Origin of the sequence: Trinickia terrae (assembly GCF_005144415.1) — a bacterium.
GTDB classification, from domain to species: domain Bacteria; phylum Pseudomonadota; class Gammaproteobacteria; order Burkholderiales; family Burkholderiaceae; genus Trinickia_A; species Trinickia_A terrae.
The window spans coordinates 169,162-183,491 of the sequence record NZ_SWJE01000015.1; the positions used below are offsets into that span (position 1 = coordinate 169,162).

The following is a 14,330-nucleotide window of genomic DNA, read 5'->3' on the forward strand; positions in this document are numbered from 1 at the left end:
TACGAGCCGTTTCCGCGCGGGACTGCCGGCGAGTCGGCCATTTATACAGACAACACCATGAACGCATCCATTCCTCTTCCCATCGTCGAGCCGCTCGACAACGCCTTGCGCGCCGAGCTGCAGCACATCATCGACACCAAGACGAAGCCGCCCGGCAGCCTCGGCCAGCTCGAAGCGCTGGCGCGACAGATCGGTCTGATCCAGCAGACGACGCATCCGCGCGTCGAGCGTCCGGTGATGATCGTGTTCGCGGGCGATCACGGCATCGCGCATGAAGGCGTGAGTCCCTATCCGCAAGCCGTTACCGCGCAAATGGTCGCGAACTTTCTCGCCGGCGGCGCGGCGATCAACGTGTTCAGCCGGCTTGCCGGCCTCACGCTCGAGGTCGTCAATGCAGGCGTCGCGACGCCGCTCCCCGATGCGCCCGGTCTCGTGAACATTCCGGTCGCGCACGGCACGCGCAGCTTCGCGCAAGAGCCGGCGATGACCCTCGACGAAGCGCGCACCGCGCTCGCGGCAGGCGCCGCGCGCGTGCGCCATCATGCGGCGCTCGGCACCAACGTGATCGGCTTCGGCGAGATGGGGATCGCGAACACGTCGTCCGCGGCATGCGTGATGAGCCGGCTGTGCGGCGCGCCGATCGACGAATGCGTCGGCCGCGGCACCGGCCTCGACAACGCCGGGCTTGCGAAGAAGCGCAACGTGCTGGCGTCGGCGCTGGCCTATCACCGCGCAAGCAGCGATCCGGTCGACGTGCTCGCCACGTTCGGCGGCTTCGAGATCGCGATGATGGTGGGTGCGTATCTCGCGGCGGCGGAAGCGAAGATGACGATCCTCGTCGACGGCTTCATCGCGACCGCGGCGCTCGTCATCGCCGATTCGCTCGAGCCCGCGGTGCGCGAGTATTGCGTGTTCGCGCATGCGTCGAACGAAGCGGGGCATCGCCGCATGCTCGATCATTTCGGCGCGAAGCCGCTGCTGGCGCTCGACATGCGTCTCGGCGAAGGCACGGGCGCGGCGCTCGCGCTGCCCGTCGTGCGCGCGGCGGTGGCGTTTCTCAACGAGATGGCGAGCTTCGAATCGGCGGGCGTTGCCAACCGCGACGAGCGATGACGCATGAGGCCAATGCGCGAGCGCCGAAGCCGCCGGTGACTTCGCCGCTTGCCGAAGTCCGTTATTTCTTCACTGCGCTCGGCTATTTCACGCGCGTTCCCGTGCCCCGCTGGGTCGGCTTCGACGCGAGCTGGCTCGCCGCGGCGGCGCGCTACTTTCCGCTCGTCGGCGTGCTCGTCGGCGGCTTGGGGGCATTGACGTATCTGGTGGCGCTGCGCGTGTTTCCTTCGAGCATCGCGGTGCTGCTGTCGATGGCGGCGACGCTCGCCGTCACCGGCGCGTTCCACGAAGACGGTCTCGCCGATTGCTGCGACGCGTTCGGCGGCGGCTACACGCGCGAGGACGTGCTGCGCATCATGCATGATTCGCGCATCGGCGCCTTCGGTGCGATTGCGCTCGTCGTCGCGCTCGCGCTGAAGTGGCAGACGCAAGCCGCACTGCCGCCCTTGCGCGCGGCGTGGCTGATGATCGGGGCGCACGCGGCAAGCCGCGTCGCCGCCGTCAGCTATCTCGTCACGCTCGACTACGTGCGGCCCGAAGGCAAGGCGAAGCCGGTTGCGCAGCGGATGTCGCCGCTCGCGTTCGGATGCGCGGCGGCGTTCGGCCTGCCATGGCTCTTCTGGCCCGACTGGCGCGCGGGCTGCGCCGCGCTCGCGGCGCTCGTCGTGTTGCGCGTGCTGCTCGGCCGCTACTTCGTGCGGCGCATCGGCGGCTATACCGGCGATTGCCTCGGCTGCGCGCAGCAGGTCTTCGAACTCTCCGTCTACCTGGTCATGCTCGGATGGATCTCATCCTGATTCGCCACCCCGCGCCCGCGACCGATGCGGGTGTCTGCTACGGCAAGACCGATGTGGCGCTCGCCGAGGATGCGTCGGCGTCGGCCGTTGCGATGGCAGCGCGGCTCGCCGCTTTGCATGCGCCGCCTGCACGAGCGTTGTGGTCGAGTCCGCTCGTGCGCTGCTCGAGCGTGGCGGCGCGGCTGGCCCGGCACTTCGGCTGTGCCGAGACGCTCGACGCCCGTCTGCAGGAAATCGACTTCGGCACGTGGGAGCGCATGCGTTGGGACGAGATCGACCGCGCCGAGATCGATGCCTGGGCGGCCGATCTTCAGCATGCGCGCACGCATGGCGGGGAGAGCGTCGCGCAGTTCAACGCGAGGGTGCGCGAGTGGTTCGAGACGTGCGTCGCGCCGGCGGATGCATCGTGCCATGTGGTGACGCATGCGGGCGTGATGCGCGCGATCGCGTCGTTTGCGTTGCGCGTGCCGCACGAGCAGTGCCTGCAATGGGCGCTCGATATGGCGGGCATCGTCTGGCTGCGCCGTCACGCGGCATCGGGCGACTGGGCGCTTGTGCGCTGGAACGCTTGAGGCATTGCGCCGCCGGCCGTTCGTGGCCGCCCTGCGTTCAGCGCGCCGTGTCCTGCTGACGCCGCGAGCGCGCGAGCTCGAGGTCTTCGCACAGTTGAACTGCGCCTTGCGCGATACGCGGCGCAGGGCGGTCGATGAGGTCGCCGTCGATGGCGAAGAGGTTGTTGCGCGCGACCGCAGTCAGGTTCGGCCACTTGCGCCACTTGTCGAGGCCCGGCAGTGGCCTGGATGGCGCGGTGGCGCCGGCGCGCGCAGTCACGATCGCTTCCGGATTCGCCGCCAGCACCGCTTCGGTCGAGACTGTCGGCGCGAGGGGAGCGAGCTGCGCGAACACGTTGCGTCCGCCGCACAGCGCGATCACGTCGCTCACGATGTGATCGCCGTTGAGCGTGATGAGCGGCTCGTCCCAGACTTGATAGAACACGCTGACCGTGGGCCGCGCGGCGTAGCTTGCGCGCAGCTGAGCGATGTCCGCGCGATATTGGCCGGCCGCCGCGTTCGCGACTTGCGATGTGCCGAGCAGCGCGCCTAGCCGCACGAGATTCGTCGCGACGTCGTCGAGCTTGTGCGGCTCGCTCACGAACATCGGCACGTGGAGCTCGCGCAGCTTGTCGAGCTGCTGCTGCGCGTTGCCGTGCCGCCAGACGACGATCAGATCCGGCTTCAACGCGACGATGCGTTCGAGATCGAGCGCCCTGTTGTCGCCGACGCGCGGCACTTGTTTCGCTGCGGGCGGATAGTCGCTGTACGACACGGCGCCGACGAGCCTTGCGCCGCCGCCTGCCGCGTAGATCAATTCCGTCACGTGCGGTGCGAGGCTGATCACGCGCTGCGCGGGCGCGGCGAGCGTGACGGCGGTCCCGGCGTCGTCGGTGACGGTGGTGGCGGCGTGTGTATCGAGCGCGCATGTCAGCGCGAACGCGATGAGAAGCGGTTTGGCTGCGCGGCAGAGGGAGCCGAATCGAATCATGATCGCGAGCGGTCGTGGATTGCGTGCTCGATCTCGGCAACGCTTTCCCGAAGCGCGACGGCCAGACGCGCCCACTCTTCTTCGCTCGCCGGCAGGCCGAAGCGCACGCTCGACGGCGCCGCGAAGTAGCGCGTCCAGACGCCGCGCCGCGCGAGCGCCTCATGCAACGCGTGCGCGCGCGCATCGGCAAACCATGCGAAGAGCGGCGCCGCCTGCACCGCAAATCGTTGTGCACGCAACAGATCGGCGAGCCGCGCGCTTTCATCGGCGAGCCGCGCGCGCATCGTCCGCTGCCAGTCGCGATCGGCGAGTGCGGCCATCACGGCGTGCCGCGCCGGCCCGCTCACGGTCCACGCGCCCAGGGTGTCGCGCAGGGTCTCGATCAAGCCCGGTTCGGCCAGGACGAAGCCCGCGCGCACGCCGGCAAGCCCGAAAAACTTGCCGACTGAACGCAGCACGACGAGCCCGCGCGCGCCGGCGTGCGAGGCCAGCGATTCGCCCGGCGCGGCGTCGGCAAACGCTTCGTCGACGATCAGCGTGCCGCCGCGCCGGCTAAGCTGGGCGTGCCAATCGAGCAACCGGGCGGTGCTCAGGCGCTCCGCCGTCGGGTTGTTCGGGTTGACGGCGACGACGTGCGTGATGCTTGCGGGAAGCGTCGCGAGGCCGATGTCGAGCAGCGCCACGCGATGGCCGTTGCGCTCGAAAGCGGGCGCGTACTCTCCGTAGGTGAGCGGCGCGATCCCGGCGCTTTCGGCACTTGCGGCCGGCAACAGCGCGGGCAGGGCGCGAATCGCAGCCTGGCTGCCGGCGACGGGCAGCACGTTCTCGACGCCGGGCGCGCCGTAGTAGCGCGCCGCGCACTCGGCGAGCGCGTCGCCGTCGTCGGGCAGGCGGCGCCATGCGTCGGCGGGCACGGGCGGCACCGGATAGCCGTGCGGATTGATGCCGGTCGACAAGTCGAGCCAAGCGTCGTACGCGATGCCGTAGCGGAGTGCGGCTTCGTGCAGGTTGCCGCCGTGCGCGATGGCGCGCGCGGTGCGTTGGAGGTTGCCTTCAGCCATGGATCGATACGCCTAGCAGCGCCAGCACGATCAGCACCGCGAGCCAGAGAAAGAGCGTGCGCTGCACGAGCATCAGCGCGGCGCTGACGTGGGCGGGCGACGCCGGCCATCCTTCGCCCAGCGTCGGACGCTCCTCGATCGCGCCGTGATAGACCGCCGGCCCGCCGATCAGCACGTTCAGGCTGCCGGCGCCGGCGGCCATCACCGGGCCCGCGTTCGGGCTGTCCCACGAGCCCGCCTGATTGCGCCAGCAGCGCCACGCCGCGAACGTGTCGCCGAGCAGCGCGTAGCTCACCGCGGTGAGCCGGGCGGGAATCCAGTTCATGACGTCGTCGATGCGCGCGGCGGCCCAGCCGAAGCGCAGATAGCGCGTCGTGCGGTAGCCCCACATCGCGTCGAGCGTATTCGCGAGGCGGAACGCCAGTGCGCCCGGGCCTCCCGCGATGGCGAACCAGAACAGCGCGCCGAAGATCGCATCGTTGCCGTTCTCGAGCGCCGACTCGACGGCAGCGCGCGAGAGCGCGGCTGCGTCCGCGCTCCCGGTTTCGCGCGACACGATTCGCGCGGTCAGCTTGCGCGCTTCGGGCAGGTCCCGCGCGATGAGCGCGCGGGCGATCGGCTCGATGTGATCGCGCAGGCTGCGCGCGCCGAGCGCGAACCACAGCAGGGCGACGTGAACGAGGCAGGCGAGCGCGAACGGCAGCACGGCGGTGAGCCATGCAGCGAGCGCGACCGGCGGAACGACGGCCGCGCACCACGCGAGAAGGCCGAGCGGCCGGCCGCGGCGGCCTGTGTTCAGGCGCGCCTCGAGCCATTGCGCCGCGCGCCCGAAGCCGACGAGCGGATGCGCCGTGCGCGGCTCGCCGAGCCATTGGTCGAGCGCGACGCCGGCGACCGCGAGCGTGGCGGTGAGCGGCAGGGAGAGCGTCATGTCAGTACGCGCCGGGCCGCCCCATGCACAGCAAGCAGTGAGCGTGGGGGTTGTTTCATTTGGGGCTGCTCGCGGGTTTGACGACGAGCGGCAGGCCCGCGGCCATCAGCGTGACCTGCGTGGCGATGGCGGCGACGCGCTGGTTGAGGCGGCCCAGTTCGTCGACGTAGTGGCGCGTTTCTGCGCCGAGCGGCACGACGCCGAGTCCGATCTCGTTGCTGACGACGATGATTTTGCCGCGCGCATCGGCCAGCGCGGCTTCGAACTCGCTCAAGCGGGCTTCGCAGGCATCGCTCGAAAGCGCCGCGCCGTCGGGCGGACACAGCAGGCCCGCGAGCCACAGCGTCAGGCAATCGATGAGGACGCAACGATCGCCGCCGTCGGCGCGGCGCAGGGCGTCGGCGAGATCGTCGCCGGCCTCGATCAGTTGCCAATGCTCGGGACGCCGCGCGCGATGATGCTCGACGCGCCTCGCGAATTCGCCGTCCGCGATGTGCGCGGTCGCGACGTAGGTGACGGGCCGCGCGCTCGAGGCCGCGAGGCGTTCGGCGTAGGCGCTCTTGCCCGAGCGGGCGCCGCCGAGAACGAAGGTGAGGTCGGGCGAAATCATCGCGTGATTGTACCGGCGCGATGGGATAATGCGGGCTTCGATTCGCCTTGCGCTTCCTTCTTTCCGCTGCCTTCCCGATGTCCGCTCACCTGCCCGATCCGCTCGACCAAGTTCTTCCCGCGCCGCACGGCACGCTGATGATCCAGGGGACCACGTCGGACGCCGGCAAGAGCACGCTCGTGGCGGGCCTGTGCCGTCTCGCGCGGCGTGCGGGCGTGCGGGTGGCGCCGTTCAAGCCGCAGAACATGGCGCTCAACAGCGCGGTGACCGTCGACGGCGGCGAGATCGGCCGCGCGCAGGCGCTGCAGGCGATCGCCGCGGGCATCGACGCGCACACCGACCTCAATCCCGTGCTGCTCAAGCCGACGAGCGACAAGGGCGCGCAGGTGATCATCCACGGCAAGGCGCGCATGAATCTCGACGCGCGCGCCTATCACGACTACAAGCCGGTCGCGTTCGACGCAGTGCTGCAATCGTACGGGCGCTTGCGCGCGGGGTTCGATGCGGTCGTGGTCGAAGGGGCGGGGAGTCCGGCCGAGATCAACCTGCGCGACCGCGATATCGCGAACATGGGCTTTGCGGAGCGCGTCGACTGCCCGGTGGTGCTTGTCGCCGATATCGACAAGGGCGGGGTGTTCGCGCATCTGATCGGCACGCTGGCGTGCCTGTCGGAGACCGAGCGCAACCGCGTGCGCGGTTTCGTCATCAACAAGTTCCGCGGCGACGTGAGCCTTCTGAAGCCCGGGCTCGACTGGCTCGAGGCGCAAACCGGCAAGCCCGTGCTGGGCGTCGTGCCTTACCTTCACGGCCTCACGCTCGACGCCGAGGACATGCTGCCGCGCGAGCTGCACGCATCGTCGCTGACGGGCGGCGCGGCGCGCACCTTGCGCGTCGTCGTGCCGGCGCTGCCGCATGTCAGCAACCATACGGACTTCGACGCGCTGCGCGCGCACCCGCAAGTCGATTTCCGCTATGTGCGCGGCGGCGCGCTGCCGGCTGCGGATCTCGTGATCCTGCCTGGCTCGAAGAACGTGCAGGGCGATCTCGCGTGGCTGCGCTCGCACGGTTGGGACGACGCGCTCGAGCGCCACCTGCGCTACGGCGGGCGCGTGATCGGCATCTGCGGCGGGATGCAGATGCTCGGGCGCGAGGTGGCGGACCCGCACGGCATCGAAGGGCCGCCGGCAACGATGGCGGGCTTCGGCCTCCTCGATTACGCGACGACGCTCGCGCGCGAGAAGACCCTCGTGAACGTCGCGGGGCGCCTGGCGTTCGCGGAGGATGCGCCGGTTGCGGGCTACGAGATTCACATGGGCGAGACGCAGGGGCCGGCGCTCGCGGCGCCCGCATTGCGGCTGGCGTCGCCCGGCGATGACGGCGCCGGGCGCCCCGACGGCGCGCTTTCCGCTGACGGCCAAATCCTCGCGACCTACGTCCACGGGCTCTTCGACACGCCGCAGGCCTGCGCGGCGCTGCTCGCCTGGGCGGGGCTCGCCGACGCCGAAGCACTCGACTACCCGGCGCTGCGCGAAGCGTCGCTCGAGCGGCTGGCCGATACGCTCGCCGAGCATCTGGACTTGCCGCGCCTCTTCGCCGAGTTCCGGTAAGTCTTGAGTCGCGTTGCTTTCCGGCGTCGCGGCGGTCAATTCATTCCTATTGGGAAATAATTAAAGCGCCGCAGGCGATTTTTCGCCGCATCTGAATCGAATACAGTCCGTTCCAGCTGGTGGCGCTGCCGCCGACCTTCTTACCTCAAGGGAACCGACCATGAATTCGAACCGCTCGGCCGACTGGGCCGCCTTCATCCTCCGTATCGCGCTCGGCGTGCTGTATCTCGCGCACAGCCTGCAAAAGATCTTCGTTTTCACGCTGCCGGGCACGGCGCAATTCTTCCAGTCGCTGGGCCTGCCGGGGTGGCTCGGCTATGTGACGGCGTTCGTCGAACTGCTGGGCGGCATCGCGCTTCTGCTCGGCGTGCAGGTGCGCTGGGTGGCGATCGTGCTGCTGCCGTTCATGCTCGGCGCGATGTCGGCGCACCTGCACAACGGCTGGGGCTTCGCGTCGCCGAACGGCGGCTGGGAGTATCCGGCTTACTGGGCGGTGACGCTCGTGGTCCAGGCGCTGCTGGGCGGCGGGGCGTTCGCGGTGGCGTCGAAGCCGGCTGCCCGGGCAGCGACTGCCTGATCGTGGTCCGATGCAGTCTGGGGCGGCGTCTTGCCGGTCAGGCTGAGGCAACGGGATCTGGCGTAGGGCCAGATCCGGATCGCCAAATGTAAAAAGCGCGCGGAATCCGATTTCCGCGCGCTTTTTTCGTTTCAACCCGCGTCACCCCGCCAGGATCATCTGCGTGCACCGAAAGACTGCCATGGTGCGGCCGTTCGGATCGAACACCGTGGCGTCCCAAATCTGCGTGCTGCGGCCCAGATGGACGGCCGTCGCGACGGCCTTGATGGTGCCTTCGCGGCTCGTGCCGAGAAAGTTGCTCTTGAGCTCGATCGTCGTGAAGTTGCGGGCGTTCTCGGGCAGATGCGCAATGCATGCGTAACCGCAGCAGGTATCGGCGAGACCGATGACAGTTGCCGCGTGCAGGAAGCCGTTCGGCGCGAGCAGCTCGCTGCGCACGGTCAGCTCGCCGGTCAGCGTGCCTTGGGCGACGGCCGTGATGCGCACGCCGAGAAGGTCGGGGAGGGTGCCGCGCTGCCGCTCGTGCAGGCGCTCGATGGTCAATTCCGGACGCAATATGGACATCGGATGGGCTCTTGTTTAAAGGCCGTGGCCTGACCCTGACAGACGGGGGGCTTCGGCGGGGACGAATTTGCCGATATTATCGACAACTCCAAGCGGCTGCTGAAAGCGACTGATGCGGACGCACGGCAAACCGGCCGGCAGCGGCCCGCCCCGTCATCCGGAGCAGGCTGCGGCGTCGGCCTTCTTTCCGGGAGAGTTCATGGCGGTGATCGTGGTGGCGAATCCGAAGGGCGGCGTGGGCAAGAGCACGCTATCGACGAATCTGGCGGGTTATTTCGCGGCGAACGGCCAGTGGGTGGCGCTCGCGGACCTCGATCGGCAACTGTCGGCGCATGCGTGGCTGGACCTGCGGCCGGCCGGGATGCCGCCCATCGAGGAGTGGAAGATCGACCTCGATACGCCCGCCAAGCCGCCCCGCGGGCTCGAGCAGGCGGTGGTCGACACCCCGGCCGGCCTGCACGGCAACCGCTTCGACGTCGCGCTCGAGCTTGCGGACAAGGTCATCGTGCCGCTGCAGCCGTCGATGTTCGACATCCTGGCGACGCAGCAATTTCTCGAGCGGCTCGCGAAGGAAAAGGCCGTGCGGCGCGGGTCGATCGAGGTCGGCGTGGTGGGGATGCGCGTCGATGCGCGCACGCGCTCGGCGGAGCAGCTGCATCGATTCGTCGAAGGGTTGAAGCTGCCGGTGCTCGGCTTCGTGCGCGATACGCAGAACTACGTGCAGCTTGCCGCGCACGGCCTGACGCTCTGGGATGTGGCGAAGAGCCGGGTCGAGAAGGACTTGGAGCAGTGGGCGCCCATCATCGAGTGGGCGAGCAAGAAGTGAGGCGCGTGGCGGGTGCGTCGTCAGGTGGGACAGGCGCCCTGCCCGAAGGCGCCTGTGCTCGATCCGCCGCTCAGGTCCAGTTCTGGACCGGTACGTGATCCCGGCTTCCTTTGATCTTGTTGTTCTCGTCGACGAATACGAGGTTCGGCGTCCAGCCGGCCTTGAGCTCGGCTTCGTCGACCGTCGCGAAGGCCGCGATGATCACGAGGTCGCCCAATTGCGCGCGGCGCGCCGCCGAGCCGTTGAGCGAAATCATCCCGCTGCCGCGCTCGCCCTTGATGGCGTAGGTCGAGAAGCGCTCGCCGTTGTTGATGTTCCAGATGTCGATGCGCTCGTTCTCGACGATGTTCGCCGCTTCGAGCAGGTTTTCGTCGATTGCGCAGGAGCCTTCGTAATGGAGCTCGCAGTGCGTGACCGCGGCGCGGTGAATCTTCGATTTCAGCATATGGCGCTGCATGGTCTTTCCGTCAGATTTCGAGGTTGTCGATGAGGCGCGTCGCGCCGAGCTTCGCCGCCGCGAGCACGACGAGCGGCGCATCGGTTTCGTGCGCGGCCGGCGGCAGCAGGTTCGAGCGCTTGCGCACCGCGATGTAGTCGGGCTTCCAGCCGCGCGCGGCGAGGCTTGCCTGGGCTTGTGCCTCGATCGCCGCAAAGTCGCGGTTGCCCGCGAGCACTTCTTCGCGAACACGGCCGAGCGTGGCCGCGAGCATCGGCGCTTCGGCGCGCTCGGTTTCGCCGAGATAGCGGTTGCGCGAGCTGAGCGCGAGGCCGTCCGCGTCGCGTATGGTTTCGGCGGCGATGATGTCGGTCGGCAGCGCGAACTGGCTGCACATCTGCCGCACGATCATCAGCTGCTGGTAATCCTTCTTGCCGAACACCGCGACGCGCGGCTGCACGCACGACATCAACTTCATCACGACCGTGCACACGCCGGTAAAGAAGCCGGGCCGGAACTCGCCCTCGAGGATGTCGCCCAGGTCGTGCGGCGGATGCAGCCGGTATTCCTGCGGCTCCGGGTACATGTCACGCTCGGTCGGTGCGAACAGCACGTACACGTTTTCCTTCTGCAGCTTCTCGATGTCGGCTTCGAGCGTGCGCGGATATTTGTCGAAATCCTCGTTCGGCCCGAACTGCAGGCGGTTCACGAAGATGCTCGCGACGACCGGGTCGCCGTGCTGGCGCGCGAGCCGCATCAGCGACAGGTGCCCTTCGTGGAGATTGCCCATCGTCGGCACGAACGCCGTGCGATTCTGGCCGCGCAGCTGGTCGCGCAATTCTTGGATCGAGCTGATGACTTTCATAGTCGGCTGTGTGTTCGTCGAGCGGTGACGCGGGCGCTGCGCGCCTGCGGTTTTCGTCGTCCGTGCCGAGGCAGGGTTCGAAGCGCGGGATTGTAGTGGATTTTCGCGATCAGGCGGGTACGGGTAACTACGCGGGCAGGTACGCGAGGCGCACGTAGATCGGCGCGAACGGCTCGGCCTGCGTGATCTCGATCAGCGATTCGCGCGACAGCTCCAGCATCGCGATGAAATTGACGATCACCACGGGCACTCCGCGCAGGACGTCGAACAGCTCGGAAAACTCCACGAAGCGCACGTTCTGCAGGCGCCGCAGGATCACGCTCATGTGCTCGCGCACCGACAATTCCTCGCGCGAGATCTTGTGGTGCTGGACGAGCTTGGCCCGCTTGATGACGTCGGCCCAGGCGGCGCGCAGGTCGTTGGTGTCGACGTCGGGAAAGCGCGGCGTGATGCTTTGCTCGATGTAGACCTCGGCGCGCAGGAAATCGCGGCCGAGCTGCGGCAATTGGTCGAGACGCTGCGCGGCGAGCTTCATTCGCTCGTATTCGAGCAAACGCCGCACCAGCTCAGCGCGCGGGTCTTCCGCTTCGTCGCCGGTATCGGCCTTCTTCACCGGCAGCAGCATGCGCGACTTGATCTCGATCAGCATCGCCGCCATCAACAGGTACTCGGACGCGAGCTCGAGATTGGTCTTGCGCAACTGTTCGACGTAGCCGAGGTATTGCGCGGTCACATCCGCCATCGGGATGTCGAGCACGTTGAAGTTCTGCTTGCGAATCAGGTAGAGCAGCAGGTCGAGCGGGCCCTCGAAGGTTTCGAGGAAGACCTCCAGCGCATCCGGCGGGATGTAGAGGTCCTGAGGCAGCTTGAAGAGCGGTTCGCCGTACAGGCGTGCGAACGCGATGCCGTCGACGGTGTCGGGCGTCGTATCCGTGGGGGGCGAGGCGAGTGCGGCGCTCGACTCTTGTGCCCGACGGGCGTCGTCGGCAGTGGTCACGCTCAGAAGTTCTGGTAGTAGACGTAGGACGTCTGCTGGACGCGCGATTCCTGCTGCTCGGCACGTTCTTCGAGATCGATCGGCTGCTTGTCCCACAGCAGCGAACGGCCGCGGCGCTGTTCTTCTTCCAGCGTCGGCTTTTGTTGTTTCAGCTGGTTCAGGAATTGCGTGATGTCTGATTGATACATGGCTCGACGTTCTCGAAAATAGGGCGGCAAGCCCGTCAGGCCGCCGCCGCCGTTTGATCAGCCGCAATTTTACCGCAAGCGTGCCGCGCCCGACGCGTCATGCGGAACATCCGCTTTTTTGAGCCGTCAAAGGCGGGCGCGCGGCTTCCGGCGAGCCTGATCTTCCGCTGGCGAGGGGCGGCGGACGACGCGTAGACAAGGCGTCTGCGCTCGTGTGGTCAAATACACGGCTGCAGCCTGCCTTGCCGCAAGACCCGCAGCGTGACGCGCGGCGAAAGCGGCATTTAGGCTTTCCGGCCTCGCTGCCGCAGGTTTATCTACAGCCAGGGCCCGTGATTGGCATGAACGGGCGCTGATCCACCCAACACCATGGCCGGAGGTCCCGTTTGCCGGGGTATGTGTCCCACCCGACGCGCGGCGCGCGCGCAGCTACCGATCGCGCGGACGGCGCGAAGCCGGCGCGCCGAGCAGTGCGCGGCATGCTGCCGGCTGTCGTCGGCTGCCTGCTGATCGTTTTTGCGATGCCGGCGAGCGCGAAGTACGACGTCGATATCGACGCGCCGCGCTCGGTCAAGAAGCTGCTCAAGGAGCACCTGGATATCTCCCGCTTCGCCAAGCGAGACGACATCAGCGACGACCAGTTCACCTTCCTCGTCACCGCCACGCCGCAGCAGGTGCGCGACCTCGCCGCGACCGAAGGCTACTTTGCGCCGGTCGTGCGCACCGACGTGCGGACCACGGCCAAGGGCACGAAGGATGTGATGGTGAGCGTCGATCCGGGGCCGCGCATGATGGTGTCGTCGGTGACGCTGTCGTTCAAGGGGCCGGTGCTGACGGAAGACCCCAGGCAGGAGACCGCAACGCGCTTCGCCTTCTCCCTGCACGAGGGCGACCCGTTCACGCAATCGGACTGGGACGGCGCGAAGAACGCCGCGCTCAAGCAGCTGCAGTCGCGCCGCTACCTGGGCGCGAAGATCCAGCGCTCGGAGGCGCGGATCGATCCGCGCACGAAGAGCGCTGCGCTATCGGTCACGTTCGACAGCGGCCCGACGTTCACGCTCGGTCCGCTCGACGTCTCCGGCGTGCGCCGCTACCCGGGCGACATCGTCACCAAAGTGAACCCGCTCGGCGTCGGCGAGATCTACGATACGCAACGCATCGCCGAGCTGCAGCGGCAACTGCAGAACACGCCCTATTACGCGAGCGTCGCGATCGACGTCGACAGCGACGTCCAGAAGCCGCAGCAGACGTCCGTCCACGTGAAGGTCAGCGAGTATCCGTACAACAGCGTGCGCGGCGGCGTCGGCTATGCGACCGACACCGGCGCGCATGTGCAGGGCTCGTACACGTACCTCGATACGTTCGGCGCGGCGTGGCCGCTGTCGATCCAGGGGCGTCTCGACCAGATCCAGCAGTACGGGCAGATCACGCTCTCGATGCCGCCCGGGGCGCGCGCCTGGACCAACAGCGCGCTCGCGTCGTACACGAGCACGAACGTGTCCGGCACGACGATCTACAGTGCGCGCGCCGGCGTGCAGCGCTCGCGCACGAGCCAGAACATCGACTACACCTACTCGATCCTGTTCTACGACGACCGGCTCGACCAGAACGCCGTCGGCCCGCAGACGAGCCGGGCGCTCGTGCCCCAGTGGTCGTGGACGCGCCGCAATACCGACGACCCGCTGTTCCCGCGCGCGGGCAACTTGATCCATGCCGAGGCGGGCTTTGCGGTCAAGAACGCGCTGGCCGACCAGAGCTTCATCCGTGGCTACGCGCGCGCTCAGCAGTACCTGCCCGTTGGCAGGCGCGACCTGTTCGTGTTTCGCGCCGAAGCGGGCGGCGTGTTCACGAGCGGGCCGTCGAGCGGCGTCCCGGCATCGCTGCTGTTCCGCGCGGGCGGCTCGAACTCGGTGCGCGGCTACAGCTTTCAGAGCATCGGCAACAACGTCGACGGCTCGGTGCTGCCGACCAAGTACCTCATGACGGGCTCCGCCGAATACCAGCACTGGTTCAATCACGACTGGGGCGCGGCCACTTTCTTCGACATCGGCACGGCCACCGACACCTGGGGCGAGAAGGTCTTCTATCCCGGCCTCGGCTTCGGCGCGCGCTGGCGCAGTCCGGTCGGCCCGGTCAACGTGGACCTTGCTTACGGCCTGCGCGACAAGAGCGTGCGGCCGTACCTGACGCTCGGCATCGCCTTTTAACCAAGATCA

At 68.0% G+C, this 14,330-nt stretch carries 16 protein-coding genes; 7 read left to right on the forward strand and 9 right to left on the reverse strand.

What is annotated here, in order from left to right; translation table 11 throughout:
* Window positions 1-57 precede the first annotated feature (57 nt).
* The 3 genes from cobT to cobC are packed head-to-tail and all read left to right on the forward strand — an operon-like array spanning window position 58 to window position 2,482.
* On the forward strand, window positions 58-1,113 hold the full coding sequence (gene cobT / locus FAZ69_RS25335; protein WP_136897838.1) for a nicotinate-nucleotide--dimethylbenzimidazole phosphoribosyltransferase: 1,056 nt from the start codon (window positions 58-60) through the stop codon (window positions 1,111-1,113).
* The gene (locus FAZ69_RS25340) at window positions 1,110-1,910 is read left to right on the forward strand and encodes an adenosylcobinamide-GDP ribazoletransferase (protein WP_136897839.1); all 801 of its coding nucleotides are present in this window, start codon (window positions 1,110-1,112) and stop codon (window positions 1,908-1,910) included. Before cobT ends, FAZ69_RS25340 begins: the two co-directional genes overlap by 4 nt.
* Window positions 1,895-2,482 carry an alpha-ribazole phosphatase gene (cobC, locus tag FAZ69_RS25345; protein ID WP_136897840.1) on the forward strand — a complete coding sequence of 196 codons (588 nt, stop codon included), beginning with the start codon at window positions 1,895-1,897 and terminating at the stop codon, window positions 2,480-2,482. The genes FAZ69_RS25340 and cobC overlap by 16 nt, the downstream gene beginning before the upstream one ends.
* Window positions 2,483-2,519: 37 nt before the next feature.
* On the opposite strand, the gene FAZ69_RS25350 is transcribed toward cobC, so the two are convergent.
* From FAZ69_RS25350 to cobU, 4 genes are read right to left on the reverse strand one after another with little or no spacing between them, the layout of a single operon-like run.
* Window positions 2,520-3,452 (reverse strand): cobalamin-binding protein, encoded by a 933-nt coding sequence (locus tag FAZ69_RS25350; protein ID WP_136897841.1) that lies wholly within the window; start codon window positions 3,450-3,452, stop codon window positions 2,520-2,522.
* The gene (gene cobD / locus FAZ69_RS25355; protein WP_136897842.1) at window positions 3,449-4,513 is read right to left on the reverse strand and encodes a threonine-phosphate decarboxylase CobD; all 1,065 of its coding nucleotides are present in this window, start codon (window positions 4,511-4,513) and stop codon (window positions 3,449-3,451) included. Before cobD ends, FAZ69_RS25350 begins: the two co-directional genes overlap by 4 nt.
* Complete coding sequence (cbiB, locus tag FAZ69_RS25360) at window positions 4,506-5,444, reverse strand: adenosylcobinamide-phosphate synthase CbiB (protein ID WP_136897843.1); 939 nt, start codon at window positions 5,442-5,444, stop codon at window positions 4,506-4,508. The genes cobD and cbiB overlap by 8 nt, the downstream gene beginning before the upstream one ends.
* Window positions 5,445-5,499: 55 nt before the next feature.
* Window positions 5,500-6,054: a bifunctional adenosylcobinamide kinase/adenosylcobinamide-phosphate guanylyltransferase gene (gene cobU / locus FAZ69_RS25365; protein ID WP_136897844.1), complete on the reverse strand. Its 555-nt coding sequence runs from the start codon at window positions 6,052-6,054 to the stop codon at window positions 5,500-5,502.
* Window positions 6,055-6,131: 77 nt separating this feature from the next.
* On the opposite strand from cobU, the gene FAZ69_RS25370 reads away from it, so the two are divergent.
* Together FAZ69_RS25370 and FAZ69_RS25375 are read left to right on the forward strand one after the other, a co-directional pair.
* Window positions 6,132-7,661, forward strand: coding sequence for a cobyric acid synthase (locus FAZ69_RS25370; RefSeq protein ID WP_240702461.1), 1,530 nt, complete (start codon window positions 6,132-6,134; stop codon window positions 7,659-7,661).
* Window positions 7,662-7,821: 160 nt separating this feature from the next.
* Entirely contained in the window at window positions 7,822-8,238 is a 417-nt protein-coding gene (locus FAZ69_RS25375; RefSeq protein WP_136897845.1) for a DoxX family protein, read from the forward strand.
* A gap of 141 nt (window positions 8,239-8,379) precedes the next feature.
* Here FAZ69_RS25375 and FAZ69_RS25380 read toward each other — a convergent pair whose 3' ends face one another.
* Complete coding sequence (locus FAZ69_RS25380) at window positions 8,380-8,802, reverse strand: PaaI family thioesterase (RefSeq protein ID WP_136897846.1); 423 nt, start codon at window positions 8,800-8,802, stop codon at window positions 8,380-8,382.
* A gap of 199 nt (window positions 8,803-9,001) precedes the next feature.
* Between FAZ69_RS25380 and FAZ69_RS25385 the strand changes: the two genes are divergently transcribed.
* The gene (locus FAZ69_RS25385) at window positions 9,002-9,628 is read left to right on the forward strand and encodes a ParA family protein (protein WP_136898013.1); all 627 of its coding nucleotides are present in this window, start codon (window positions 9,002-9,004) and stop codon (window positions 9,626-9,628) included.
* Window positions 9,629-9,698: 70 nt separating this feature from the next.
* On the opposite strand, the gene panD is transcribed toward FAZ69_RS25385, so the two are convergent.
* From panD to FAZ69_RS25405, 4 genes are all read right to left on the reverse strand, one after another.
* Complete coding sequence (panD, locus tag FAZ69_RS25390; protein WP_136897847.1) at window positions 9,699-10,085, reverse strand: aspartate 1-decarboxylase; 387 nt, start codon at window positions 10,083-10,085, stop codon at window positions 9,699-9,701.
* 10 nt (window positions 10,086-10,095) lie between these two features.
* Window positions 10,096-10,929, reverse strand: a complete 834-nt coding sequence (gene panC / locus FAZ69_RS25395) for a pantoate--beta-alanine ligase (protein WP_136897848.1) — start codon at window positions 10,927-10,929, stop codon at window positions 10,096-10,098.
* 127 nt (window positions 10,930-11,056) lie between these two features.
* Window positions 11,057-11,926, reverse strand: coding sequence for a segregation and condensation protein A (locus tag FAZ69_RS25400; protein WP_136897849.1), 870 nt, complete (start codon window positions 11,924-11,926; stop codon window positions 11,057-11,059).
* Between the two features lie 2 nt (window positions 11,927-11,928).
* On the reverse strand, window positions 11,929-12,114 hold the full coding sequence (locus tag FAZ69_RS25405) for a DUF3460 family protein (RefSeq protein WP_136897850.1): 186 nt from the start codon (window positions 12,112-12,114) through the stop codon (window positions 11,929-11,931).
* 398 nt (window positions 12,115-12,512) lie between these two features.
* Between FAZ69_RS25405 and FAZ69_RS25410 the strand changes: the two genes are divergently transcribed.
* Window positions 12,513-14,321 (forward strand): autotransporter assembly complex protein TamA, encoded by a 1,809-nt coding sequence (locus FAZ69_RS25410; protein ID WP_439654796.1) that lies wholly within the window; start codon window positions 12,513-12,515, stop codon window positions 14,319-14,321.
* Window positions 14,322-14,330: the final 9 nt, after the last annotated feature.

Coding starts and splice junctions, on each gene's coding strand:
- cobT (WP_136897838.1), top strand. CDS start 58: ATGAACGCATCCATTCCTCTTCCCATCGTCGAGCCGCTCGACAACGCC.
- FAZ69_RS25340 (WP_136897839.1), top strand. CDS start 1,110: ATGACGCATGAGGCCAATGCGCGAGCGCCGAAGCCGCCGGTGACTTCG.
- cobC (WP_136897840.1), top strand. CDS start 1,895: ATGGATCTCATCCTGATTCGCCACCCCGCGCCCGCGACCGATGCGGGT.
- FAZ69_RS25350 (WP_136897841.1), bottom strand. CDS start 3,452: ATGATTCGATTCGGCTCCCTCTGCCGCGCAGCCAAACCGCTTCTCATC.
- cobD (WP_136897842.1), bottom strand. CDS start 4,513: ATGGCTGAAGGCAACCTCCAACGCACCGCGCGCGCCATCGCGCACGGC.
- cbiB (WP_136897843.1), bottom strand. CDS start 5,444: ATGACGCTCTCCCTGCCGCTCACCGCCACGCTCGCGGTCGCCGGCGTC.
- cobU (WP_136897844.1), bottom strand. CDS start 6,054: ATGATTTCGCCCGACCTCACCTTCGTTCTCGGCGGCGCCCGCTCGGGC.
- FAZ69_RS25370 (WP_240702461.1), top strand. CDS start 6,132: ATGTCCGCTCACCTGCCCGATCCGCTCGACCAAGTTCTTCCCGCGCCG.
- FAZ69_RS25375 (WP_136897845.1), top strand. CDS start 7,822: ATGAATTCGAACCGCTCGGCCGACTGGGCCGCCTTCATCCTCCGTATC.
- FAZ69_RS25380 (WP_136897846.1), bottom strand. CDS start 8,802: ATGTCCATATTGCGTCCGGAATTGACCATCGAGCGCCTGCACGAGCGG.
- FAZ69_RS25385 (WP_136898013.1), top strand. CDS start 9,002: ATGGCGGTGATCGTGGTGGCGAATCCGAAGGGCGGCGTGGGCAAGAGC.
- panD (WP_136897847.1), bottom strand. CDS start 10,085: ATGCAGCGCCATATGCTGAAATCGAAGATTCACCGCGCCGCGGTCACG.
- panC (WP_136897848.1), bottom strand. CDS start 10,929: ATGAAAGTCATCAGCTCGATCCAAGAATTGCGCGACCAGCTGCGCGGC.
- FAZ69_RS25405 (WP_136897850.1), bottom strand. CDS start 12,114: ATGTATCAATCAGACATCACGCAATTCCTGAACCAGCTGAAACAACAA.